This is a genomic window from Candidatus Infernicultor aquiphilus, from assembly GCF_002784285.1.
Taxonomy (GTDB): Bacteria; Atribacterota; Phoenicimicrobiia; order Phoenicimicrobiales; family Phoenicimicrobiaceae; genus Infernicultor; species Infernicultor aquiphilus.
Window position 1 is genome coordinate 1 of record NZ_PFKO01000125.1, and the last position, 1,060, is coordinate 1,060.

Consider the following 1,060-nt stretch of genomic DNA (forward strand, 5'->3'; position numbering starts at 1 on the left):
CCCGTCTCTCGTTAATCCGCTAGTAACGACGATACCTTCAAGTATGGCAAACCACACATTACTAAAACCAATTTCGCGCAACCGTTTTCTATCTGGAGGTTCTTTCGCCTAACCTACACTATGAATCTGTGCATTCTTTATTGAAGCCTTTTTCCTCAGGGCTTTTTCCTGACGTTTTTGGTACATTTCCCGAATCCAAACATGAACAGGAGCCTTCCATTTTTGTGTCTTGCTCGGAATATTCTTTGAAGGAAGAAACTATGAATAATTGCGCTTTAATCTTCATCAGTTGGGTCTACTATTTTAAGTCGAAACTGCCATCCCTCGTATGAGGTTATCATCCGTCCGAATTCGTCCCATGTAAAATACTTCCCATCAATTATAACAATGGGACTGTCCTCATCAAAACCATACTCTATTCGCCCCCGAATAATCCCTGGGCTAACAAGCGTCCAACTTTTATGAAGCATCTTTAAACTTTTATGTTTCATCAGCCTTTGCAACCGATTAAGCAATTTTATTTTAAGGTCACTTATATCACAAGAAAAGCCATCAAGAACACCTGACATATAGCCGCCAGGTTCTCCATCTTTTAATTCAAAGGCTTCAATCAACTTCCCGGTTGGCACCAACAAACTCCTAAAATGAAATGTGTGTTTTCCACCATAACTGTCCTCAAGTGTAATTGGATCAAAATTAACAGTCTCGAAATCAATACCAAGTTCTTGCGATATCTTTTTATTAAAGCAGTTCAAACAGTGTATTTTGCCATCGTCAGGCGAAATGATTGTTTCATATTTTGGTACTTTTGCGCCACAATGATCACAAACCACCTTCATTGTAATTACTCCCCTCTAATAGTAAGTTTGAAGTAACGATCTTTGACATTCAATATTATGGTTACAACCCAAAAAGTACTTAAAGTAACTATATTTCAAAAATAGTGCAAATAACATCACATAGTACTAATCAACTTACCTAAATTATTTTACTTATAGCACCTTGAAAACTTCTGCCTGTGCGTTGCCTGTCTGCGTGCGTACCTGTCTGCGTGCGTACA

General features: G+C 38.3%; 1 protein-coding gene. It reads right to left on the bottom strand.

Annotated features, from left to right (window positions below; all coding sequences use genetic code 11):
• Positions 1-275 precede the first annotated feature (275 nt).
• On the bottom strand, positions 276-629 hold the full coding sequence (locus COZ07_RS03550; protein ID WP_406607211.1) for a hypothetical protein: 354 nt from the start codon (positions 627-629) through the stop codon (positions 276-278).
• Positions 630-1,060: the final 431 nt, after the last annotated feature.